Genomic DNA, 23282 nt, shown 5'->3' on the forward strand with positions numbered 1-23282 from the left:
TCCTCACACGATCCACGGGCTTGATGCGAAGAGGAGCAATGAAAAATGGCACAAAACGACAGACCTATAACGACTTCGAGTATCCGCAAGAAAAAAGAAATGCGAACCCCGATTACCATGGTGACCGCTTATGACTATCCGTCAGCGAAATTAGTGGATGAAGCTGGCGTTGATATGATTCTGGTTGGTGATTCGTTGGGAATGGTCGTACTCGGTTATGACTCCACCATCCCTGTTACGATGGAGGACATGCTACACCATACGAAAGCAGTAACGAGAGGGGCCAAGCGTGCATTTGTCGTGGCAGATTTGCCTTTCCTCAGCTATCACGGAACAGTTGAGGAAGCGGTGAAAAACGCGGGCAGACTAATGCAAGAAGGGCTGGCCAAGGCCGTCAAAATGGAAGGGGGCAGCGAACTCGCCCCAATCATTACACGCTGTGTACAAGCAGGCATCCCTGTCGTTGGACATATTGGACTTACTCCGCAATCGGTACATCAATTAGGCGGTTACAAAGTACAAGGAAGAGATCTGGAGGCAGCCAAAAAATTGCTGGACGAAGCCCTTGCGATTCAAGAAGCAGGTGCATTCGCCATTGTGCTGGAATGTGTTCCGGAAGAGGTCGCTGGCATGATTGCAGACAAGCTGGACATCGCTGTGATTGGAATCGGAGCGGGTGCGACTTGTGATGGGCAAGTGCTGGTGTTCCATGATATGGTCGGCTACGCATCGGATATCACACCGAAATTCGTGAAGCGCTATGCAAACATTGGCGAAACAATCCGTGAAGCTGTGGAGACTTATAACAAAGAAGTGGAAGCAAGAAGCTTCCCAGCGCAAGAGCATGTCTTCCATGCCTCCGAAGAAACCATCAAGGCACTGTACGGGGAAGGAGTGAAGGAGTCATGATGCAAACCATGATGCAGCAAGTCTCCACGATTGCAGAGATGCGTGTTCATATAAAAGAAGCGCGTCGGCAAGGAAAAACGATCGGAATGGTACCAACCATGGGCTTTTTGCATGAAGGACATCTCAGCTTGGTGAAAGCTGCCCGTGAAGTATGTGATTTGGTTGTGATGAGCATTTTCGTAAACCCGCTGCAATTCGGACCGAATGAAGACTTTGAACGTTATCCACGCGATATCGAAAGGGATAGCAAAATGGCGGAAGAAGCGGGAGTGGACTTTCTTTTTACCCCGGAAGTCAGCGAGATGTATCCGACGCCGATGTTGACCAATATTTCAGTAGCAAATGTGACGACACCATTGTGTGGAGCTTCTCGTCCAGGTCATTTTGATGGCGTATCGACCGTCGTCAATAAATTGTTTCAAATTGTCCAGCCCGATCTCGCCTTTTTTGGACAAAAGGATGCCCAGCAGGTAGCCGTTGTAACGCAAATGGTCCACGATTTATCGATGCCAGTACAAATCGTTCCATGCCCGATAGTACGGGAAGCGGATGGGCTTGCCATGAGCTCTCGGAACGTGTACTTGTCAGCAGATGAGCGAGCACAAGCACTCGTCCTATCACAGAGCCTGAGGCAAGCAGAAGAATGGCTAAGTGAGGGTGTGGCTCTTTCTACAATCAAGGATCGTATCACGCAAATGATTTCCGAGAAGCCGTTGGCTGATATTGATTATGTGGAAATTTTAAGCTATCCAGCGCTTACACCATTGGAGCAGGAAACGGCAGGTCAGACCATCATCATCGCGCTGGCTGTTCGTTTGGGTAAAACACGTCTGATCGACAATACGATTACATCAATCAAGTAGAGATAAGGGAGGAATTGTTAGTGTTCCGCACCATGATGAAAGCAAAAATCCATCGCGCAACGGTAACTGAAGCAAACTTGAACTATGTCGGCAGTATTACCATCGACAAAAATTTGTTGGATGCGCTGGATATTTTGCCAAATGAAAAAGTACAAATCGTCAATAACAACAACGGAGCGCGTCTGGAAACATACGTCATCGAAGGTGCTCCAGGCAGTGGCGTCATTTGCTTGAACGGAGCAGCTGCACGTCTTGTACAAGAGGGCGACATCGTTATTATTATTGCCTATGCGATGATGACGGATGAAGAGGCGAGAACCTACAAGCCACGTGTCGCCATCATGGATGAAAAAAATCAGATCAAAGAATTGATTGCAGAAGAAGTACACGCGACGATTCTGTAAGCGATCTGTCGACTCCTGCATAGAGCCACCTGCCTTGTGAGACAATGAAAGTACTCATGCCTCATAGGGGGTGGCTTTTCTTGTGAAAATCGAAGACTGGTTTCATACGCTTCGGAACAAAGCGCAGACGATCGAAGAGAAGTGGCAGGGGGCTTCTGAACAAGAACGTCTTCAGCTCGCGGAACAATTGTTTCAATTGCGCCAAGTAAGTGATACAGTCGTAGACCTGTGGCTGCAATTCGAAGAAAAATTATCGAATGCGATCCGTAACATCAAGGAAATGGAAGGACAGCTTCCGGCAGAAGAGAAAAAGCCGGATCAGTTGAAGGGTAATGCAGAATCACCAAAGGCAGTAGAAACAGAAAAAACAGCAGAGGGAAAAAAGAAAGAGTATTCCCCGGAAGCGGGTCCATACGAGCCGATTTTTCGACGTGGGGAAGGCTTTTATCATCTGCGCATGTTTCAAGACGCAAAAAAGTGCTTTGCAGAACTAGTTCAAAAATCGCCAGACTGGGAAAGTGGGCGCTTGTACTACGCTTACAGTCTCCTTTTGTGTGAGGAAACAGAATTAGCCTTTCGGGAATTCCGTCTTCTCGGCAGGACGGCAGGCTCACCTACCGTTGTGGCCATCAGTTTTAATGCCATCGGATGCATACTTGCGGAGGAGGAGCAATGGCTGGAGGCGGCGCAAGCTTTCAAGACGTCTCTCGAGATCAAGCCAGAACAGGAAGAAGCCAAATACAACCTCGCGCTATGCTATTTAAGAGATGGCGATGCACAGGAAGCTTTGGACGAATTGGAACCGTATTTAGAAAAAAACGAGCACGATTGGGAAGCGCAGATGCTATGGCTGCGTGCTGCCAAGTTATTGCATACGATGGACCAGACGGTGGAATGGAGCCCACCGAAAGGCTTGCAACTGCCGACACGTGATTTGGACAGCGATACTCTTCAGGAAATGGCCTCTTTATACGAAACAGTGGGCAATTACCACCGGGCACAGATTTGCTATCACTTTTTGACGGAGCGTTCCCCAAAAGAAGGCTGGACGTGGCATGGCTTGGCCTGGAATACATGGCTCATTGCGGGTACGAAAAGGGCATTGACGCTCGTTAAAAAAGCGATTAGTCTCGCACCCGAAAATGATGACTTTCTTTTTAGTTATGGCTGGATGTTGTTGTTTGACGGAAGGGTAGACGAAGCGATCAAAGCGTTTCGGATCATACTGGAGAAAAACCGAGACAATCGCCTCGGACAATCCGGGATGATTTCCGCATACGAAAAGCTGGGGGATACACAAGAAGCAAAACGGTTGGCAAAGTATTTCCTGGAAGACGCTGAGCCATATGTACGTTCGTTAGGGTATTTTCATCTGGGAAGAATCGCGGTTGTGGAAGAAAATTGGCGCCTAGCTGAACAATATTTTCAACGGGCATTGCCATTCGCAGAACAGTTATGGGAAATCCCCATCTATCTGCAATTGTGTGCAAGCAAGCTCGGTCAAACAGAAATGCAAACCGAGCTCGTACAGCCTTAAATGTACAGGAGAGCAGGAATATTTCCCATCGTTGCCGAATGTGAATGGGTGCGGATTGAATGTTTCCGCCCAGGTTACGAGGTGACAACGTTTGAATCGATTACTAGTTGTAGATTTTGAGACGACGGGAAGCCATCCACGCCAAGGCGATAGCATCATTCAGATTGGTGCTGTCGCAATCGATGACGGGCAGATTACCGAGAGTTTTTCCACCCTGATTCATCCAGGCCAGGATATTCCACCGTTTATTACTCAATTAACAGGGATTACCAATGAAATGGTTGCAGATGCTCCTTCCTTGGAAGAAGTGTTTCCAGATTTCTTACGTTTATTGGACGGACGAGCATTTGTAGCACATAATGCAAGCTTTGATCTCCAATTTTTACAAGAAGCCCTGCTGAGCCAGGGCTATTATGCGTTTGACGGCTACGTGCTCGATACAGTGGAGCTATCCCGTGTTCTTTTGCCAATGCAAAATAGCTACAGACTCGGAGAACTGGCGTCTGAGCTGGAAATCGAGCACGATAATCCCCATCAAGCAGATAGTGATGCACTCGCAACGGCGCAGCTGTTTCTCCACTTGCTGGATATTTTAAAGAGACTGCCACTCGTGACGATCCAGCGCCTGCAGATGCTCGTTTCTTCGTTTCGCTCGGATATCGAGGTTCTTTTACGTCAGATCGAGATGGAAAAGCTCATAGAACTGCCAGAGCTGGATGGAACCACAACCGAAACGGATTCCTCAGACATGTGGGATATTTATCGCCAGTTGGCTCTACGGAAGCGCGAAGAAAAATTAACAGCGTCTCTAAAGCGTCCTCATGTCGATGCGACAGTGACTAAAGCGTTTGCCGACCAGCTCGAGGAGGTTTTGGGCGAAAACGGGTACATGCAGGCAAAAATGTCGGGATATCAACGTCGGGATGCTCAGGAAGCAATGATGCATGCCGTTTATGAGGCAATGGAGAATGGCGCCCATTTATTGGTAGAGGCAGGGACAGGTACGGGAAAATCATTAGCCTATCTCTTGCCGGGGATCATTTGGGCTCATTACAATCAGCAACAGCTGGTGGTCAGTACCAATACCATTCAATTGCAGGAACAGCTATTCCATAAGGAAATCGCTACCTTGCAGGAGTCGTTGCCGTTTTCGTTTACGGCTTCGACGCTAAAAGGCAGAGGAAACTACTTATGCTTGCGTAAATTTGAACAAGCCGTAGACGAACCTGTAGAAGGAAGCAGCCAAGAAATGCGCTTGGTCAAAGGACAGATGCTGACGTGGCTCACGCAAACCGTTACCGGTGACGTGGAAGAGCTAAGCATGCCTCCAAGTGGTCAACTGCTGTGGCAACAGGTAAAAAGTGATACGAGCTCTTGTTTGAATCGGGCTTGCCCGTGGTTTAGTCGCTGCTACTATTTCCAGGCGAAGGAACGGGCTCGCGATGTCGATGTCCTCATCGTCAATCACGCCCTATTCATCAGCGACTTGCAAGCGGAAAACAGAATCCTCCCTTCGTATGAAGTTGCTATCGTCGATGAGGCCCATCATTTGGAGGATGCAGCGACACAGCATTTAGGCAAGCAGTTTTCAACCACGCAGCTTCTTTTCTTGTTAGATCGTGCATCGGTTGAGGAGGGTGGGGCTATAGCCCGCTTCGCAGAAGAGCTGCAAAGCTGGATGCCAGCGGTACAAGAAGATGTCGCTGCCAAGCTTTTGGAGCTAAGAAAACAGTCCGCTGCCTTGCGAGAGAAAGCGCAGCAATGGACACAGCTCTTGTATGCATGGGCATCAGATCGTGCGGAGGAGACGACGGACGCTGGTCGTGAGACAGTACGATATCGGATCGAATCGTTTGTAGGTAAACACGAGAAGATACGCAAAGTAACCAAAAAGCTGATTGAAGGGATGACCGCATATGCAGCGGGCATCGAACAGCTTTTGCGAACGACTCCGCAAGAGGAAAAGCCTCCTTTTGCCGTACGCAGTCTACTGACAGATTTATTCGGTCTCATCAAAGACTGGCAGAACGCCGTGGAGCTGCTTCACTTCTTTTTACTTGAGCAGGATGCCGAGTATGTGTATTGGATGGAAGTAGAGTCCCGTACAGCTCGCAAGCAGGTTCATTTGTCAGCGGCACTCTTGAAGGTTGCCGACTCACTGGCAGAACCGCTTTTCGCACAAAAGCGGAGTCTGATTTTGACATCAGCCACTCTGACGGTCAAGAACAGCTTCTCCTACATCAAAAGCCAGTTTGGTCTCGACCAGCTTCCCGAGGAACGAGTGCGTACCTTGTCACTGCCATCGCCGTTTCATTATGAAGAGCAGGGGCTGCTGTTGATTCCATCTGATTTCCCTGCACCAGGCAAAGAGAGTGACCACACGTACTTGGAGGCGGTCATTCAAGGGTGTGTGGACGTCGTACTGGCTTCGAAAGGAAGGACGCTGATCCTGTTTACCTCCCATTCGATGCTTCGACTTGTTTACCAAGCGATGAAAGAACGACTGGGAGAGGCTCCAGAACCGTATACGTTATTCGGTCACGGGATTGATAGCAACAATCGGAGCAAGCTGGTGCGACTGTTCCGAAGCATGGAGAGAAGTGTGCTGCTTGGAACTAGCAGCTTCTGGGAAGGTGTCGATATCCAGGGAGAATGGCTGAGCAGTTTAGTTATTGTTCGCCTTCCGTTTGCTCCGCCGAATCATCCTGTCTATCAAGGAAGGGCAGAGCTTTTGAAGGCAGAAGGAAAAAACGCCTTTATGTCGTTGTCTCTTCCACAAGCCGTTCTACAATTTAAGCAAGGGGTGGGGCGATTAATTCGCCATCACTTGGATAGAGGGGTCGTGATCGTTTTCGACACGCGTGTGGTTGAGTCGAGATATGGACGCTCATTCCTTCAATCTTTGCCGCCATTTCAAATCGAAAGCGGTCCATGGCCAACTCTGCGAGAGCGCATAGAGCCATTCCTTAGTATGCAATCCCTGTCAGATTCATAAAATGAAGCAATAGTCTCATAGGGATTAAGGTGATAAAATAAATGTTATGGAAAAAAGAGTGGCGTTGGTGGATAGTAGTTCTGAGTGTGTTTTTCCTTTGCGCATGCTCGATTGATAGCCATTTGTATTTGCAAGAAGCAGCAGTGAAGATAGATGACCCGTTTGAAACCGAGACAGAACAGGAATTTTCGGGTCTCATAATCACCTACTTCGCACTTCCACAAGGTGAGAGTACGCTTTTGAGAATGCCAGGCGGTAAAACGATGCTGATTGATACGGGTACGTCAGAAGATTGGCCCGTTCTTTCAGCGCGCTTGGCAGAGCTCAAGATTACACGGCTCGATTATGTGGTGTTAACGAACGACCAGCCGGAACATATGGGAGGCTACGCTTCATTGAGCCAACAAGTGCTCATCGATGCTGTCATTTTGCCAAAGCTGATCGCACCATCCATTCGGCATGTCGTGCTGCTTCGCTCCAACCAAAAGCAGATGGAAGCAGAGCAAGGACAAGTACTCACTCTTGACCAAGAAATCTCCATGGAAGTATTGCTTCCGGATGAACCGTTATTTTTATCGCCTCAGAACAATTCTCTTGTTTTTCGATTGACGCACGGTCAACTGCGATTTTTGTTTATGAGTGCCGTGAATGAAAAAGCAGAGGAGCGACTGTTGGAACGGCAAAATGACAAACTGAAGGCGGAAGTGCTAAAGGTAGCCGGTCAGGGAAGCAATCAGGGATCTTCACAACCGTTTCTGACGCAGGTCGATCCTCAGGTCGCCATTATTCAGACAGGCCGATCACGGGATCAAATGAAAGACGGTCAGACGGAGGTCATGGAGCGTTTGGGTGAGTCATGGGCCGAGACATACGTTACCAGCCACGACGGTTCCATTACCATTTTATCGAATGGAAAAGAATATCGGATTTTGAAGCAAAAGAATTAGGGGGGAAGACCGAACGTGGCAAAACACGAAAAGATTTCAGAAGCGGTCGTCCGTCGTTTGCCGATTTATCTGCGTTACCTCAGTTATTTGCAGCAAGTTGAGGTGACCACCGTTTCCTCCCAACAGATGGGCAAGAATCTTGATGTGAATCCTGCCCAAATCAGAAAAGATCTTGCAGCTTTTGGTGATTTTGGAAAAAAGGGAATCGGCTATGATGTCGATTATCTGGTGGAAAAAATACGTGAAATCCTGAAGCTAACGGATGAAATCCGTGTCGCTTTGGTCGGAGCTGGGCATTTGGGCCATGCCATCAGTAACTACAACGCTTATTTGAAAGATAACATGCGGATTGCGGCCATCTTTGACAATAATCCAGAGAAGCAGGGCAAAAAAGTCGCAGGTATACCGATTCAGCCTTTATCAGAGCTGGAAGAGACAATCGTTAAAAAGCAAATCAAGCTGGCGATTATTACGGTACCGGCCCCTGCAGCGCAATCCGTATGTGATCAGTTGACTCAAGCGGGTATCAGGGGGATCTTGAATTTTGCCCCTACGACGATTCGCGCAGGAAAGGATGTTCGCATTCACTATGCGGACGTGACGTCCAACCTGCAAAGCTTGGCCTACTACTTGACATAAGAATGGAGTGTATACTATGAAAAAGACGATCCTCATTCACGCAACAGTCATTACCGTTAACGATACGAATGAAGTCATTTACGATGGTGCCGTAGCATTCGAAGGCAACAAGATTACGTATGTGGGCCCAACTCCTGAGGACCTGTCGGAAGCGGGATACGATGAAGTTATCGATCAAAAAGGAGACTACATACTGCCTGGGTTAATCAACACGCATGGACATGCTGGTATGTCCCTCCTACGTGGTTATGCAGATGATTTGCCGCTACAACAATGGCTGGAAGACAAAATGTGGCCATTGGAGGCGCAATTCACGGGTGACACAGTAAAATGGGGTACCCAACTGTCGCTTATTGAGATGATTCGTACCGGAACTACCACGTTTGTGGATATGTATGACCATATGGATGTTGTGGCGAAGGAAGTCGATGCAGCTGGAATGCGTGCCCGCCTTTGCCGAGGAATGATCGGTCTGTGCTCCGAAGAAGAACGTCAAACAAAGCTGAAGGACGCGACACTTTTTGCAAAAGAATGGCATAATCAGGCAGACGGACGTATTACCGTCATGATGGCACCGCATGCGCCGTATACCTGCTCGCCAGAATTTATTACCCAAATTATCGAAAAAGCTGATGAGTTGTCCTTGCCGCTTCATATCCATATGTCAGAAACCGCTTGGGAAGTCGGTCAAAACGAGAAGGACTACGGACTGCGTCCAGTCGCTCACTTGGAAAAGCTGGGTATGTTCAATCGCCCAACACTCGTCGCGCACGCTGTTCACCTAACGGATGAAGAAATCGACATTTTGGCAAAATACAACGTGAGAGTTTCTCATAATGTAGTCAGCAACTTGAAGCTGGCAAGCGGTGTTGCGCCTGTTCCGAAAATGTTGGCAAAAGGCGTAAGCGTATCGCTCGGTACAGACAGCTCTGCAAGTAACAACAATTTGAATCTGTTCGAAGAATTGAAGCTCGCTGCGATTCTGCACAAAGGTGTGAACAACGATCCAGTAGCAGTTCCAGCAGAGGAAGCGCTTCGCATGGCTACCCGTTATGGCGCAGAAGGGGTATTCCAAGAAGAAACGCTTGGAAGCATTGAAGTAGGCAAGCAAGCTGACTTGATCGTGATGGATAGCCATCAAGCCCATTTCCACCCGGCGCACCAACCGATTTCACACGTGGTGTACGCAGCAAATGGACGAGATGTGAAAGATACGATTGTAGCGGGTAAATTCTTGATGCGTAATCATAAGCTGTTGACCATCGATGAGGAGCGCGCGATTTACGAAGCGAACCGCGTATTCCAAACGTTAAAACGGTAAAAGGCTCCTGTCAGGTGGGGGACAGGAGTAAGGCAGTGCAGGTGTAGGTAGGGGAATTGGATACTACGACGTTCCGTTGTTCATTTTTGCCACAGCTTTTGTCAGGAGATGATGGCGAAAATGAAGAGTGGGTGTGTGCGACCATTGACGCAAGGGAGACGACAATCCTGCCCAGGAGACGCGATATTCCTGTAACAGAAACCCAAGTATGTCAGGAGATGTAGTTTGTTGCGAAGATGTCACGCGCTCACCTCCTCGGGGTGTATGTGTAGTATGACCGCCCGACCTTAAGCTATGATTAGCAACTTTTCCGTGTCGTTCTAAAACCTTCCCGTATAGCATAGGCTAAAGACAAAAATGGGACAGGGGGGACGACATGTACATCCGGCCCAAATTGCTGTGGTGGCTCATTCCTATCCTACTCGGTCTATTTCTCCTGGGGATTGTATTGGGGACAGTAAGTCGATCAGCCAATACAGGCAGCACGGATCCTGCGTCTGCGGTCAGACAAACAACAGGAACGGGGCAGACGACGACGGTAGCGGAGCTTTTGGAGCAGATTACGCAGGACGAGGAACGCTCATTTCTGGTTTACATGAAGGATCAGACCTTACATGGGCGATTTCAAAATGAGCAATTTCAGCTCGCAGGAGAAATCGGTGGCCACCAGCTTGAAATAGCCAGAAAAGATGGGCAGCCAGTTTCGGTTCGAATTGATGGCCAGATACAGGACCATGCTGCACTGCCGTATGCGCTGTTCACCCCGTATGAGCACGCAGTATTGCTCAAGGGAGTTATGCAATCCGTTCGTCCTGAACGCCTTGAAGATACTGCGGGGCAAGGATGGAGTGGATATCGGATTGCGGTTCCACCTGAGAAAGTCTCTTCGTTATTATCGATGTGGCTAGGTCCATCCTTCCCTTTTCATGATTTGACTTCGAATGTAACGAACGGAATGAAAGTCAATTACCAACTATGGTACGAGTCAACTACGGGGCAGCTTCGTCAACTGGAGCTGGATTTGCAAATACAAACGGCAGTTGGAGTGAAGAGAGACCAGCTTCGATTCCGATTGTAATGTCAGCCACGTAAAGGAGTTACTTTGCTGTGTTAGTACGAATTATCCTATCAATCGTTGCCGTCATTTTACTTACGGGAGCTGGGTTCGCCTATCACCTGACGGCTTCTGTAGCAGGGGAACGCAATCAATTTGAGGAAACCGTTCGTCAGTGGGTCCAGGATCGCACAACGATCACGGAGATTGAATCCATTGATGAATATCGAGGCAAGGAGAGCTACGCTGTCGTCATTGGGAAAAATAAGGCGGGGACACAAGTTGTAGCTTGGATGACCGATCAGAAAGTTAGCTTTGATCGAATGGATCTTGCTGTTCCCAAAAAGAATGTAGAAGAGGCGGTTTATAAGTCCTTCCCACAATCAGAGATCACTCATTTGGTTCCTGGTCTCGAAAACGATAAGAAATTTTGGGAAGTCACTGTAAAAGACAAAGACGGTCGTTATCACTACATTCACTATGATCTATTCACGGGCGCTCTGTTAACCTCATACGTGCTCGCGCCAACCTGAGACGCTTGCATACGACAGGCCTTTTCCTTATGGGAGAAGGCCTGTTTGGCATTCCATCCAACATCTGTATAAGAAATTGATATACTCATATGATATACTTTGGATGTTGCTTAGAGAGAAAACGAGAACGATATTAATGGGGGGAGTAGCCGTGCAGTTGAAAAAGAGCGCAATAGGATTATCTTTGGTGGCAACATTGGCACTCCTGTTCGGAGGATGGTTCTTGTACCAAAAGATGGAGATTGAGGAGCCAATCCGTGCAGAAATTGGCCAAATGCAGTCCGCAACATTGGGCAATTTGGAGATCAGCAAAGATAAAATTCAAATAGATGTAACTGTTACAAAACCAGACACATTTCCAGCAGAATATCGAAATCTGCTAACGGAAACACAAAAGATCGCAGGTGAAAAAGAAGTGGTCATTGACATCGACAATCAGTCGACAGCGATGGACGATATTTGGCAAAGCGGTCAATTTGTGTTTACCGAAGCAGTGGAGTTGCATGAATATAGCCGCATTCCAGCCCTCGTGGCACAATGGAAAAAAGGGAATCAACTCGACGAAGCATCTGCATCGATGGATGACGAAAACATTTATGTTTATTTGAAAAAAGGAACGGAGGATTTTTACACCATCATACCTCGTTCCATTGAAAAAGAGGTGAAGGCACGTGCGTAAGGAAGTACTGATCGGCGTCGTACCTGCACTGTTGATTTTTCTTGTTTTTCTAGGTGTAAACATTACCCCATTTTTGGTGTTCGGAGTCGTACTGGGTGCGCTTTACTTTCTGGTCATCCGTCAGCAAAATGGACAAGGCGGAAATGTCGCCCTCGGTGGGAAAAGAAAAATAAACAAGCATGAGCTGCCGAAATCGGACGTGCAGTTTGCCGATATCGGTGGACAGGAACGCGCCAAAAAAGAGCTGAAGGAATCGCTTGATTTTCTCGTGTATAAGGACAAAATTGAGCAGTACGGGATTCGTCCGATCAAAGGTGTTCTTTTGACAGGTCCTCCTGGTACGGGTAAGACACTGATGGCGAAAGCAGCAGCGAACTATACAAATTCTGCTTTTGTAGCGGCATCAGGTTCGCAGTTTGTAGAGATGTATGTCGGTGTCGGTGCACAACGCGTCCGTGAATTGTTTCAGGAAGCGAAGGCATTAGCAGAGAAAAATGGGCAAGACAGCGCGATTATTTTTATCGATGAGATCGATGTCGTCGGTGGAAAAAGGGACGGTCAACAGCAGCGGGAATACGATCAAACCTTGAATCAACTCTTGACGGAGATGGATGGTGTGGCTACGACCGACAAGCCGCGGGTTTTGGTCATGGCTGCTACGAACCGGAAGGACATGCTCGACGCAGCGCTGTTGCGACCTGGTCGTTTTGACCGTCATATTAGCGTTGATCTTCCAGACAAGCCAGCACGCGAGCAGATTTTGACCATTCACACGGCCAATAAACCGCTAGGCGAGGATGTCACACTGGAAAAAGTGGCACAGGAGACATTCGGATTTTCTGGCGCGCAGCTGGAAAGCGTAGCCAATGAAGCAGCTATTTATGCCATGCGTGACCGTCAGGAAAAAATCACTGCGAAGCATTTTGCCTATGCCGTAGACAAGGTTATGCTCGGGGAGAAGGTAGACCGTCAAGCATCAGAGGAAGAGAAGAAGCGTGTTGCTCTCCATGAATTGGGACATGCCATTGTCAGTGAGAGCGTGCGACCAGGCTCTGTCTCGCAGGTCACGCTGAGTCCACGAGGCAAAGCATTAGGATACGTCCGACAAAATCCAATGGAAGACCGCTATCTGTATACCAAGGAAGCGATGGAGAAGCAAATCATGGTTAGCCTTGGAGGAGCCGTAGCGGAGGAAATCTACTACGGTGGGCGCAGCACTGGATCGAAGAATGACTTCGAGCAAGCGCTGGGAATGGCACAGGAAATTGTACAAAGCGGTATGTCCGATCTGGGGATTGTACATTTGCAATATGTGGATAAGAACCGGATTCATGACGAGGTTGAGCGTCTGCTGGAAGGATTGCTCGCAGAAACCCGCAATCTTTTGAGACAGTATGACTCCGTATTCCAAACAGGCTTGTATACATTGTTGGAAGCGGAAGTTCTGCAAGGCGATGAGTTCAGGGCGCTATTGTCACAAACGAAGGAAGAAGTTGCTGTATAAGTAAGATGAAGAACCTGTTAGCCAATGGAAGAGTTGGCGAAGCAGGTTTTTTTGTGTTAGCTGGCAACTTGAGCAAATCAGGATGAAACAATTTTGTAGACACGGTGCCAAATAGGGAAATGGTTGAATATCTTACAAAAGTGATACGGGAATGAAATCAGGAGGCAAGGAGACCCTATGGCCAATGTGAACCGGCGAAAAGCAAACAAAAGTCTGAGCAAAACCTTTAGGCAGACCATGCACGAGTTACCGCTCTCATATACATCATCACCCGATCGGGAGTGGATGGAAGACCTCGAATTAAATCTGCTTGAAAGTAATTTGGAGAGCAGTCACAGAATACCTCCCATTTCTGCTGCCACACCGAAAGAGCAACAACAACCGATTCCCAAAGTACCCAAGCAGGACCTATCCTCCAAACAGGACTCGCTTTCCAGACAGGATTTAACTCCCAGGCAGGATTCGACTTCCAAACAGGACTCGTCTTCCAGACAGGATTCACCTTCCAAACAAAACGTATCGTCTAAACAAAGCGTATCCTCCAAACAAAGCTCAACTACCAATCCGAACTTTTATTCGAAGGTCATCAAAGACCGAAATGATGATCGTGTCCAATCTTTTGTTTATACAGACGACTTGACAGATCAATCGGTGACAACAGAAAAAATTGCGAACCGTGCCATTGACGCGTCCAAGATTAAGCAAGGCGCCGTGGATAATTCGATTCTAAAGGATTATGCCGTGGATAGCAGCAAACTCGCAGACAAGAGCGTAACTTCCACCAAACTCGCACCGCATTCAGTACAGAGGGATCATTTGGGGCAGGGAATCGTAAGCGGCGAGCATTTGCAGGATTATTCGATTTCCGCACAAAAATTGATCAACCATAGCATTACGTCCGAGAAGTTAGCCGATAAAACCATCGACTCGATGAAATTTGCCGACCACTCGATCCAAAGCAAGCATATTCAGGAGCAAGCGATCACGAATGAGTTGATCCAGGATCAATCGATTACCTCGGAAAAAATAAAGATGGGGACCATTCAAACAAGTAATCTCGCCAATTATGTGATCAACACCGTGAAGATTGAGGATGGAGCTGTCACGGGCGATAAATTACGCGATGGTGCAGTAACATCCACGAAGATAGACGAAGATGCAATTGAGTCTCAACATATTCGTGAAGGCTCCATTTACCATCATCATCTCACGGAAGAGCTGATAGATGGCAGTAATATTAGTGCTGGAAGCATCACGGATCATCACATTGCATTTCAGGCCATTTATAGCCAGCATTTACATCCAGAAGCGGTGACCAGTGATAAGGTAGGGCCATACGCGATATTAACCGAGCATTTGGACAACAACAGTGTCACGGCAGAAAAGCTCGCCAAAGAATCAATCGGCAGCACACATTTACAAGCTGGCAGTGTCCTGTCGAGTCACTTGCAAGATGGGATGCTGACGGCTAAAAAAATTGGGGATCAGCAGATTACCACAGCTAAGATAGCTGATAAGGCTATTACTACCGACAAATTGGCGAACAGGAGTGTAGGAGAGCAACACTTGCTTGATGAGAGCGTGAGTTCACGACATCTGATTGACGGGACCATTCGCTCAGAAAAGCTGGCAAGAAGATCTATAGAAGAACAGCATTTAACTGACAGAATCATTGGGGGCAATCATCTACGCGAGTACATCATCCAGACCCAGCATCTGCATGACCACTTGGTAACCACCTCAAAATTGGCACCAGAATCTGTTTCCACAGACAAAATTTCAGATCTAAGCATTACGACAAGCAAACTTGGAGATGCCGTCATCACAGCGCCCAAAATAGCCAAAGATGCGATCAAGACACGCCACCTCGGCAGATCAGCCGTCACGGGGGAAAAGATTGCGGAAAAAGCAATTTCATCTGCACATCTCAACACTCACATCATTCAAGCGGACCATCTCCAGGGTAACTCCATTTCTAAGGAAAAAATACAGGACGGAAGTGTCACTCGAGAGAAAATAGCCGATCAGAGCATTGATGCGAGCAAGCTGGATAGCCATTCCGTTCATGGTGCTCATGTCATAAAAGGCAGCTTGGATGGAACTCATATTAAGGAAGGGACACTCAAAGGAAGTCATCTTGTTAGCAGGAGCATAACAGAACAGCATCTGCAAAATCGGATCATTACGCAGGAAAAACTGGCAGAGGACTCCGTGACCGGTTCTAAAATTGCGTCCAAAGCTGTCACTACCCATCACATTGCGGATCAGTCTATTGATGCTGAGAAATTATCCTTTCCGGTAATTGAGACGCATAATCATATAGGAGTAACCTTGCAACAATACGGTTTTGTCCCCTTCAGACTTTCTGCCGCAAGCAAGTCTACAGATGTGACCGTTCGATTGCCACAGCCTTATGCGGATACCCATTATTGTATGGTGGCGATGACAAACCAACCGGGCATTTATACGTCGCTCAAATATACGAAAAGGACTTCCGCGATCATCACCGTATTTCGCAATCAAGAGGGGCAGGAAGCGACAGGTGTGATTCACTGGATCGGGATTGGAGTAAAGGGAGTAGATGTTCCACACGAAATGTTGGAATGGTCAGCAGAGAGGGGACAACTGAGGGAAGAAGAAGTCGAAGAAGATCACGACTTTGAAGAGGAAGACATGGATGATGAAGACATGGATGATGAAGATACGGATGATGAGGACATGGAAGACCAAGATACGGATGATGAAGACGTGGAAGATGAGGACATGGAAAACGAAGATACAGACGATGAAGACGAGGAAGATGAGGATATGGAAGACGAAGATACGGATGAGGAAGACATGGAAGATGAGTACAGGGACGAGGATGACATGGAGGATCACGACACGGATGAAGATGAGGAAGGCACAGATGAAAGTGATCTCGAACAAGATTATGAAAGTACTGAAGAATACGATAGCGATATCGAGAACGATAAATAATTCGGCAGGAAACAACAATGGGGCGAGTGGATGATTCAGGAGCAGGGAGGCCGATGCTGAGATCAGGTCTCCCAAATGCACATTTGTTTACATAATTAAATTATGGTTAACATTATACAGGGATACTTTCATTGAATTTGCAGGCCCCCAATAGTATAATTGTTTGGTATACTTAGTCTGTATTTGCGTGGCATGGTAAATGGAGGGAATCATTCAATGTTGACGACGATTGCCCGAATCGGGCAGCATGTTGGACAAGAAGTACGCCTAGGATGCTGGTTATACAATAAACGCAGCAGCGGCAAGATTCAATTTTTGCAGCTCCGCGACGGATCTGGCTTCATCCAAGGGGTAGTAGTCAAAGCGGAAGTAGCGGAAGAAGTGTGGGAGAATGCATCGCAGCTCACACAAGAAAGCTCACTTTACATAACCGGTGTAGTTCGTGCGGATGACCGTGCACCAAGCGGTTACGAACTGACAGTAACAGGTGTGGAAATTATTCAGATCGCCCAGGAATATCCGATTTCCTTGAAGGAACACGGTGTTGACTTCCTCATGGACCATCGCCACCTGTGGCTGCGTTCTCCACGTCAGCGTGCAGTCATGGCTGTGCGTTCCGAGGTGATTCGCGCCATGTACGAGTTCTTCCACGAGAACGGTTTCGTAAAAGTAGATCCACCAATTTTGACACCGACCTCTGCGGAAGGCACCACCAATCTGTTCCATACCAAATATTTTGATGAGGATGCGTATCTCTCGCAGTCCGGCCAGCTTTATATGGAAGCAGCCGCTATGGCGTTAGGTCGCGTTTACTCTTTCGGTCCAACTTTCCGCGCCGAAAAATCCAAGACACGTCGTCACTTGATCGAGTTCTGGATGATCGAGCCGGAGATGGCTTTCGTGGATCACGAAGAAAATCTGCGTATTCAAGAAGCGTTTGTTTCTCATGTGGTACAATCCGTATTGAAAAACTGTGAGCGCGAACTGAAAACGTTGGAGCGCGATACAACAAAACTGCAAAATGTAACGGGATCGTTCCCACGTATCTCTTATGATGATGCGATCAAACTCTTGCAGGAAAAAGGTAGCGAGATCAAATGGGGGGACGACTTCGGAGCACCGGATGAGACGATGATTGCGGACCACTTCGACAAGCCTGTTTTCATCACCCATTATCCTACCGAAATCAAGGCTTTCTACATGAAGCCTCACCCTGAACGTCCAGAGGTGGTTCTGTGCGCGGATATGATCGCACCGGAAGGCTACGGTGAAATCATCGGGGGTAGCCAGCGGATTGATGATCCAGAACTCTTGGAGAAACGTTTTGCTGAGCATGAGCTTTCGGAAGAGGCTTATCGCTGGTATATGGATCTGCGCAAATATGGTACAGTTCCTCACTCCGGCTTCGGTTTGGGTCTGGAGCGCACCGTTGCATGGATTTGCGGTCTGGATCATGTGCGTGAAACCATTCCATTCCCACGCATGCTGAATCGTCTCTACCCATAGAGTTCCTTTATCGATGAACGATCTACACCCTGTTGCGCGAGGGCAGCAGGGTGTTCCTATTGTTTGAAAGCGCGTTTTACGCACTCCCTTGTTATTCCAACCCAGAGGTGAATATGCGTTATGGACTCCCATATATTGCAACTGTTGCAAGAAGGAGCAACATCCGTCTCCAACCTTCTTTTAAAAATGTATAAGCGTATGTCATTGACTGATGACGAGATGATGCTACTGATTCATCTGCTGTCCTTTCAGCAGGAAGGGAATCGATTCCCGACCTTAACAGAGCTGGAGGAACGCATGTCCATGACGAGCAGGAGATTGATTCAATCTCTTCAAAAGCTATTAAAAGAAGATTGGATTACGATAGATGAGTTTATCGATCCACAAACGGGCATGCGTCATGAGCAATACAATTTGACCCCGTTGTACAAAAAGCTGTACCACACCTGGCGGGAGCAGCAAGTAGACCCGAGAAGCATGGACCCTTTTATGGAAGTGGCTGTTTCTCTGGATGCCGAACCTGTTGCCATTTACGCTCGTTTCGAGCAGGCATTTGGTCGCCCGCTAGCGCCGTTTGAATTGGAGAATATCCATATGTGGACCGAACAGGACGGCTATCAGGAAGAATTGATTTTGACCGCTTTGCGTGAGGCTGCAACCGTCGGTAAGCTCCACATCCGCTATATCGACAGGATCTTGCTCGAATGGCAAAAGCAACAGATAACAACCGTAGAACAAGCGCGTCTTTACAGCTTGAACTTCCGTAGACAAGCAAATATGAGAGACCACGGGCAACCGCTTTGATTTCATCCAAATCAAGCGGTTTTTTCTATGTCACCGTACACGTACCCATTTTCCTTGGCTGTCATAACATATTACGTAGATGCAAGCTTCAGGAGGCGATAACTTGTGGAAAAACGGAAAAAATGGGATCTGTCTCATTGGGTGACACCAGGTGTGTTTTCAGGGAGTTATGTCGTAGATGAGGCAGTTCAACGTATTTCAATTGTAAAAGCCAATGAAAAGCAAGAAGAGGAAGTAACGGAAAACGTCCAGGAGTTGGTCGTAAATACAACAGCAGAGCAGCCAAAGGAGCTGGTCTTGGAGCCTACCTTTGAAATTATTATGAGAGAGACAGACGAGGCTGTTGTGGAACAGGTTCACAAACTTGAGCAAGAAGTGATGGAACTGAAAGAGGCACTTGCGTCGTGGGAAGAAAGATGGGAGAAGCTTGAAGAAAACCATACCAAACAATTGCAGTACTTGTATCAAGTAGTTCTTTCACTGAAAAAGGAGTGGGAGATCGAACGAAATGAACATCGCAATTATTAGTCCGGGCCCCTTTTCAGTGCCACCGGTCAAAGGAAGCTCGGTCGAGCACGATATTGACGAGGTCACAAAGATGATAGAGCCTATGCATAACGTAACCATCTACACTCGTCAATGTGCAACCTATCCGACCTCATCCGTGGAAGAAAACCGGCAGTTCATTCGCGTCCCGTATCAAGGGCCAAAGCCTTATTTGCGCCGGATTATTAACCATATCAAGAAGAACAAGCCAGATGTCATCCTCGTGGAAAACAGACCAATCTATGTTCTCACATTAAAACGCCATTTTCCCAAGATCCCAATCTTTGTAAATATGCACTCTCACGTGTATGGATCACAGCCGACCATCAGCAAGGAAAATATGCGGCGCTCCGTTCGACTGGCAACAGGCTTTATTACGAACAGTGAATTTTTACGTCAACATTTTATTCGGACGTGCAAGATTCCTGCAAATAAAATTCATGCGGTTCACCTCGGGGTTGATGTCACGCCTTATCAGGTTGCAAAGATAGCAGTCAAAAAAATGCGTCAAGAACTCGGGTTGAAGCCAGATGATCGCGTCTTGTTTTATGCCGGAAGACTCATGCGCGGCAAAGGGGTACATGTGCTGATCAAAGCATTTCGCCGGGTGAGCAAACAAGACCCGAAAGCCAAACTCGTCATTGTCGGCGGTACGGGATACGGCAGTAATCGCTTGAATCCGTATGTTCGTGAGCTCAAGCGCCTTGCGAAGCCGTTGGGGGAAAAGGTGCGTTTCGTCAATTTCGTCCCATCCGCAAAGATGCCGCTTTACTACCAAATTGGGGATGTCGTGGCGACACCGTCTGTTTGGAAAGAAGCGTTTTGCCGTGTCAATTTAGAAGCAATGGCTTCCGGAAAGCCCGTCATTTCCACTCCACGCGGCGGCATTCGTGAAGTTGTTGCCCACGAGAAAAGTGGCTTTATCATCCCGCCAAAAGATTGGGAAAAAGGATTGCCCGCTGTCTGGGAACTGTTGTGGAGTTCACCTGCTGTCCGGAATGAAATGGGCAAACAGGCCCTCCAGCGAGCCAAGTTTTTCTCTTGGTATGCAACTGCGCAGGGCTATCTGAACATATTTGAATCAGTCGTTCCAACACGAAGTGAAGAGAAACAACAGCTTTTAAAAACAGGATAGTTCGAGTGGAAATGATATAGGTGGTTGCCTTTTCTTGTGTCATTGTGGACGTCTGCCCTGTCCAGCAATCCAGAAACGCATACCTTATAAGTATCGCAGAGCACAACTGGGGAGTGATACTTGTGAAAGGGTTAATCTTGTGTGCTGGACGTGGGTCGCGACTGCACCCCTTTTCCTATTCGCAACCGAAAACCCTCCTCCCTGTGGCCAATCACCCGGTCTTACACTATTGCATTCGCAAACTGCGTGAAGTGGGCATTCAGGACATTGGCATCGTGATACATCCTTCTCAATCACAGATTCCTCCCATGGTGGGTGATGGTAGTCAATTCGGGGCTACCATTACGTTTATCAGGCAGGAGGTACGACTGGGAATTGCCCATGCAGTCCAGCTAGCGCAACCGTTTTTGCAAGACGAACCGTTTATCTTGCTACTAGGTGATAATTTATTGATGGATTCGCTTCACGGGCTTACCAAAGCGTTTGCGAAGGGGAAATCTGACGGTGTCGTGATGCTAAGTCAAGTGGAGAGACCACAGGATTATGGGATCGCAGAAGTACAAAAAGGACGACTAATCTCTGTAGAGGAGAAGCCACGTCAGCCAAAGAGCAACCTCGCTGTGATTGGCGCATACCTGTTTACGCCACCTATTTTTGAGTCAATTGCTACCCTACAGCCATCTCCCCGAGGCGAACTAGAAATAACGGATGCGATTCAATCGATGATTAATCGCGGATTCAAATTGGCTCACTCCGTCACCAACGGAAAATATTCGGATGTGGGAACTATTGATCGTTGGCTTGAGGCCAACCAGTGGATGCTTACGAGGGAGCTAGGCAATCAACATCAAATTGGCAAAGGAACGATTGTAAAAAATTCGAAGATTACGGGTCCCGTACTAATCGGTGAAGATTGTGTGATCGAAAATTGTCAAATCGGACCCTACGTCTCGATCCAAAATGGCGTAAGCTTGAAAAATTGCTCGTATCTCGAAAATAGTATCTTGCTGGAAAACTGCTCGTTGCATGACATTGCCTGGAAAATAACTAACAGCGTTTTCGGCCGCTCATCGATGATGACGGGTCAATCTTCTAACAGTACGGGAGTCTTCATTGTAAGCGACAAATCGTCCATTTGCATTCCGGCTGTAAAGAGGGAGGACGTATGAATCCGACCTTTACTGTAGTCATTCCGACATACAATCGCGCCAAGTTTATTCGCAAAGCCATCAAAAGTGTCTTGAATCAGACCTCAAAAGATTGGAAGCTGCTGATCATTGACGATGCGTCCACCGATCGCACCAGAAGTAAAATTGAAAAATATATGTACCACCCAAACATTATGTATCATCGAATGGAACAAAATTCTGGAATCGGCAAAGTCATGAATCAGGCATTGTCAATGGTGGATACCCCATATCTCGTACAACTCGACTCCGATGACTGGTTACCGAAACGAACGCTGGCCGTACTCAAAAAGTACATTCACAAAAGCAAGAAAAGCACAGCTCTCTTCTACGGAAACATGAACATCTGGAAAGTTAGGCGCGGAAAATATACCAAGTCGATTAAGGTGAAGCACAAGACATTTCATAACAAATACCAGTTTCTGAAATACAATCGCTGGATGGTTTCTCCACGTTGCTATCGTGTTGAAGCCCTACATCAAGTGGGTGGTTGGGATACCTCGGATCGATACGAGGGAAGGATTATGGAGGATCGGCGAATCATTTTGCGATTAATTGAAAAGTATCGGGTGAGGTACATCAACCAAACCCTTTACAACCGGACGAAGCATAAAGGTCAGCTCACGGATAGCAAGATGAAGTTTCGCCGTAATTATTTGCGAAAAAAAACATTCAAATTTTATCTGAAAAGGTGGGGCAAGAAGTACAAGGCCATTTATGGTTACAAGAACGGTTATTTAGTCATTAGAAGGCTCAAGAAAGTGAGGCGTCGGAGGCGATGAAGAAAGCTCTTGTCACCGGCTGTGCAGGTTTTATTGGGTCTCATTTGACGCAGCGATTGTTGAACGATGGCGTGACAGTCATCGGGATCGACGGATTCATCGATAACTACGATGTAGCTGCGAAACTGCGTAATCTGGCCGAAATAGGAAAGCACCCCGCCTTCACCTTCCACTCCACAACGCTTCAGACCGGGCGTTGGGACATTTGGCTCGAGAACGTCGATGCTGTTTTCCATCTCGCTGCCTTGCCAGGTGTGAGAAACAGCTGGGGAAAATCCTTTGCTGATTATGTTAGCCATAATATTTTGGCCACACAAGAATTGCTGGAGGCGTGTTTGCAAAGACCGAAGCCACCTGTCATCGTGGTCTCGTCTTCCTCTTCGGTATACGGAACGATGCAAGGGACAGTAACCAATGAAAATGCGCCTCTTCGCCCAGTTTCCCCCTATGGGGTGACCAAGGAAGCGATGGAGCAAATTTGCTCGGTTTATGTAAAAGCTTATGGACTCCCGGTTAGCATGCTTCGCTACTTTACGGTATATGGTCCCAGACAGCGTCCAGATATGGCTTTTCATCGTTTCTTTCGTCAAATGCTGAAAGGCGAGCAGGTCATCGTCTATGGTGATGGACAGCAATCACGAGACTTTACGTATGTAACAGACGCGGTAGAGGCGAACCTGCTTGCTGCACAGCATGCAGTTCCTGGTGACATTTTTAATGTGGGTGGAGATCGGGAAATCAAGCTCATCGATGTGCTGTCCATCATGGGCACGTTAATGAATCTGACTCCTCGCATTACGTATCAAAATGGGCCGGCAGGTGACTCCTTACGAACCTGTGCAGATATCCAATTTGCCCAACAACGCTTGGGATACAAACCAAAAGTGACGCTAGAAGAGGGCCTTCGCCATCAATTAGCAGAGATTCGTTCGCAATCAAAGGGGTAACACCCGTCATA

Annotated in this window: 21 protein-coding genes; 20 read left to right on the forward strand and 1 reads right to left on the reverse strand. The window is 47.5% G+C overall.

Annotation, left to right across the window (positions count from 1 at the left end; all coding sequences use genetic code 11):
• Positions 1–45: 45 nt before the first annotated feature.
• The 8 genes from panB (at position 46) to FO446_RS13085 (ending at position 9615) form a co-directional block, all read left to right on the forward strand.
• A complete protein-coding gene (gene panB / locus FO446_RS13050; protein WP_237900803.1) occupies positions 46–909 on the forward strand; it encodes a 3-methyl-2-oxobutanoate hydroxymethyltransferase in 864 nt (287 codons plus the stop codon).
• The gene (gene panC, locus FO446_RS13055) at positions 906–1772 is read left to right on the forward strand and encodes a pantoate--beta-alanine ligase (RefSeq protein ID WP_232773195.1); all 867 of its coding nucleotides are present in this window, start codon (positions 906–908) and stop codon (positions 1770–1772) included. The genes panB and panC overlap by 4 nt, the downstream gene beginning before the upstream one ends.
• Before the next feature lie 20 nt (positions 1773–1792).
• Positions 1793–2176, forward strand: coding sequence for an aspartate 1-decarboxylase (panD, locus tag FO446_RS13060; protein WP_007723146.1), 384 nt, complete (start codon positions 1793–1795; stop codon positions 2174–2176).
• Between the two features lie 82 nt (positions 2177–2258).
• Positions 2259–3713 carry a tetratricopeptide repeat protein gene (locus FO446_RS13065; protein ID WP_173609480.1) on the forward strand — a complete coding sequence of 485 codons (1455 nt, stop codon included), beginning with the start codon at positions 2259–2261 and terminating at the stop codon, positions 3711–3713.
• Between the two features lie 91 nt (positions 3714–3804).
• Entirely contained in the window at positions 3805–6708 is a 2904-nt protein-coding gene (dinG, locus tag FO446_RS13070; RefSeq protein ID WP_232773196.1) for an ATP-dependent DNA helicase DinG, read from the forward strand.
• A gap of 41 nt (positions 6709–6749) precedes the next feature.
• The gene (locus FO446_RS13075) at positions 6750–7655 is read left to right on the forward strand and encodes a ComEC/Rec2 family competence protein (protein ID WP_237900805.1); all 906 of its coding nucleotides are present in this window, start codon (positions 6750–6752) and stop codon (positions 7653–7655) included.
• 15 nt (positions 7656–7670) lie between these two features.
• Positions 7671–8294 (forward strand): redox-sensing transcriptional repressor Rex, encoded by a 624-nt coding sequence (locus tag FO446_RS13080; RefSeq protein ID WP_173609477.1) that lies wholly within the window; start codon positions 7671–7673, stop codon positions 8292–8294.
• Positions 8295–8310: 16 nt separating this feature from the next.
• Positions 8311–9615 (forward strand): amidohydrolase, encoded by a 1305-nt coding sequence (locus FO446_RS13085; protein WP_173603902.1) that lies wholly within the window; start codon positions 8311–8313, stop codon positions 9613–9615.
• A 63-nt stretch (positions 9616–9678) separates the two neighbouring features.
• Here FO446_RS13085 and FO446_RS13090 read toward each other — a convergent pair whose 3' ends face one another.
• Positions 9679–9858 carry a hypothetical protein gene (locus FO446_RS13090; RefSeq protein ID WP_133257456.1) on the reverse strand — a complete coding sequence of 60 codons (180 nt, stop codon included), beginning with the start codon at positions 9856–9858 and terminating at the stop codon, positions 9679–9681.
• A 133-nt stretch (positions 9859–9991) separates the two neighbouring features.
• Here FO446_RS13090 and FO446_RS13095 point away from each other — a divergent pair, with 133 nt between their 5' ends.
• The 12 genes from FO446_RS13095 to FO446_RS13150 all read left to right on the forward strand — a co-directional run bounded on the left by FO446_RS13095 (position 9992) and on the right by FO446_RS13150 (position 23271).
• A complete protein-coding gene (locus FO446_RS13095) occupies positions 9992–10693 on the forward strand; it encodes a hypothetical protein (protein WP_221867091.1) in 702 nt (233 codons plus the stop codon).
• A 29-nt stretch (positions 10694–10722) separates the two neighbouring features.
• A complete protein-coding gene (locus FO446_RS13100; protein ID WP_173609475.1) occupies positions 10723–11202 on the forward strand; it encodes a cell wall elongation regulator TseB-like domain-containing protein in 480 nt (159 codons plus the stop codon).
• A gap of 151 nt (positions 11203–11353) precedes the next feature.
• Positions 11354–11881, forward strand: a complete 528-nt coding sequence (locus FO446_RS13105; protein ID WP_173609474.1) for a hypothetical protein — start codon at positions 11354–11356, stop codon at positions 11879–11881.
• Positions 11874–13385 carry an AAA family ATPase gene (locus FO446_RS13110; protein ID WP_173609473.1) on the forward strand — a complete coding sequence of 504 codons (1512 nt, stop codon included), beginning with the start codon at positions 11874–11876 and terminating at the stop codon, positions 13383–13385. Before FO446_RS13105 ends, FO446_RS13110 begins: the two co-directional genes overlap by 8 nt.
• A 177-nt stretch (positions 13386–13562) precedes the next feature.
• Positions 13563–16364: a WIAG-tail domain gene (locus FO446_RS13115; RefSeq protein WP_237900807.1), complete on the forward strand. Its 2802-nt coding sequence runs from the start codon at positions 13563–13565 to the stop codon at positions 16362–16364.
• 216 nt (positions 16365–16580) lie between these two features.
• Positions 16581–17870, forward strand: coding sequence for an asparagine--tRNA ligase (gene asnS / locus FO446_RS13120; protein WP_221867089.1), 1290 nt, complete (start codon positions 16581–16583; stop codon positions 17868–17870).
• A gap of 120 nt (positions 17871–17990) precedes the next feature.
• Positions 17991–18674 (forward strand): DnaD domain-containing protein, encoded by a 684-nt coding sequence (locus FO446_RS13125; protein ID WP_173609470.1) that lies wholly within the window; start codon positions 17991–17993, stop codon positions 18672–18674.
• Positions 18675–18779: 105 nt separating this feature from the next.
• Entirely contained in the window at positions 18780–19202 is a 423-nt protein-coding gene (locus tag FO446_RS13130; protein WP_173609469.1) for a hypothetical protein, read from the forward strand.
• Positions 19183–20355, forward strand: a complete 1173-nt coding sequence (locus FO446_RS13135) for a glycosyltransferase family 4 protein (RefSeq protein ID WP_232773199.1) — start codon at positions 19183–19185, stop codon at positions 20353–20355. Before FO446_RS13130 ends, FO446_RS13135 begins: the two co-directional genes overlap by 20 nt.
• A gap of 122 nt (positions 20356–20477) precedes the next feature.
• Positions 20478–21524 carry a glucose-1-phosphate thymidylyltransferase gene (locus FO446_RS13140; protein WP_173609467.1) on the forward strand — a complete coding sequence of 349 codons (1047 nt, stop codon included), beginning with the start codon at positions 20478–20480 and terminating at the stop codon, positions 21522–21524.
• Positions 21521–22324: a glycosyltransferase family 2 protein gene (locus FO446_RS13145; RefSeq protein ID WP_173609466.1), complete on the forward strand. Its 804-nt coding sequence runs from the start codon at positions 21521–21523 to the stop codon at positions 22322–22324. The genes FO446_RS13140 and FO446_RS13145 overlap by 4 nt, the downstream gene beginning before the upstream one ends.
• Positions 22321–23271, forward strand: coding sequence for an NAD-dependent epimerase/dehydratase family protein (locus FO446_RS13150; protein ID WP_173609465.1), 951 nt, complete (start codon positions 22321–22323; stop codon positions 23269–23271). The genes FO446_RS13145 and FO446_RS13150 overlap by 4 nt, the downstream gene beginning before the upstream one ends.
• Positions 23272–23282: the final 11 nt, after the last annotated feature.

The sequence above is a fragment of the Brevibacillus brevis genome (assembly GCF_022026395.1).
Taxonomy (GTDB): Bacteria; Bacillota; Bacilli; order Brevibacillales; family Brevibacillaceae; genus Brevibacillus.

What these genes read in the sequence shown, in the direction of transcription:
- FO446_RS13150 (WP_173609465.1), top strand. Translation starts at nt 22,321, where the DNA reads ATGAAGAAAGCTCTTGTCACCGGCTGTGCAGGTTTTATTGGGTCTCAT.
- FO446_RS13115 (WP_237900807.1), top strand. Translation starts at nt 13,563, where the DNA reads ATGGCCAATGTGAACCGGCGAAAAGCAAACAAAAGTCTGAGCAAAACC.
- panB (WP_237900803.1), top strand. Translation starts at nt 46, where the DNA reads ATGGCACAAAACGACAGACCTATAACGACTTCGAGTATCCGCAAGAAA.
- FO446_RS13095 (WP_221867091.1), top strand. Translation starts at nt 9,992, where the DNA reads ATGTACATCCGGCCCAAATTGCTGTGGTGGCTCATTCCTATCCTACTC.
- FO446_RS13135 (WP_232773199.1), top strand. Translation starts at nt 19,183, where the DNA reads ATGAACATCGCAATTATTAGTCCGGGCCCCTTTTCAGTGCCACCGGTC.
- FO446_RS13125 (WP_173609470.1), top strand. Translation starts at nt 17,991, where the DNA reads ATGGACTCCCATATATTGCAACTGTTGCAAGAAGGAGCAACATCCGTC.
- asnS (WP_221867089.1), top strand. Translation starts at nt 16,581, where the DNA reads ATGTTGACGACGATTGCCCGAATCGGGCAGCATGTTGGACAAGAAGTA.
- panC (WP_232773195.1), top strand. Translation starts at nt 906, where the DNA reads ATGATGCAAACCATGATGCAGCAAGTCTCCACGATTGCAGAGATGCGT.
- FO446_RS13145 (WP_173609466.1), top strand. Translation starts at nt 21,521, where the DNA reads ATGAATCCGACCTTTACTGTAGTCATTCCGACATACAATCGCGCCAAG.
- FO446_RS13085 (WP_173603902.1), top strand. Translation starts at nt 8,311, where the DNA reads ATGAAAAAGACGATCCTCATTCACGCAACAGTCATTACCGTTAACGAT.
- FO446_RS13075 (WP_237900805.1), top strand. Translation starts at nt 6,750, where the DNA reads ATGTTATGGAAAAAAGAGTGGCGTTGGTGGATAGTAGTTCTGAGTGTG.